The sequence below is a fragment of the Streptomyces sp. SP17BM10 genome (genome assembly GCF_036322405.1).
GTDB lineage: Bacteria > Actinomycetota > Actinomycetes > Streptomycetales > Streptomycetaceae > Kitasatospora.
This window is the reverse complement of the sequence record NZ_JAQYXB010000458.1, coordinates 1-326: the sequence shown is the minus strand read 5'-3', so window position 1 is coordinate 326 and position 326 is coordinate 1. Positions and strand designations below refer to the sequence as shown.

1 protein-coding gene is annotated in these 326 nt (G+C 78.2%); it reads right to left on the bottom strand.

Going from position 1 to position 326, the window contains the following annotated elements; all coding sequences use genetic code 11:
- Positions 1-326, bottom strand: a 326-nt coding sequence (locus tag PUR71_RS05900; protein WP_329925257.1) for an AMP-binding protein, incomplete at both ends; no start/stop codon positions are given.

Below are 326 nucleotides of genomic sequence, written 5' to 3'. Positions count from 1 at the left end.
GATACCCCGGGTCCACCGGCAGGTACGTCCCGCCCGCCTTCAACACGGCCAGCACGGACACCACCGCGTCCACCGACCGCGGCAGCGCCACCGCCACCACCGACTCCGGACCCACACCCCGCACCACCAACTCCCGCGCCCGCCGGGTCGCCCGCGCGTTCAGCTCACCGAAGCGCACCTCGCGGGCGCCGTCGACCACCGCCGGCGCGGAGGGCTGCTCCGCCGCCCTCGCCTCGAACAGCCGGTGGGCGAGCGGGCCGGAGTCCGCGGCGCGCTCGGCTCCCGTCCCGTGGGCCAGGAGGGCGGTCCGCTCGGCGGGCTCCAGG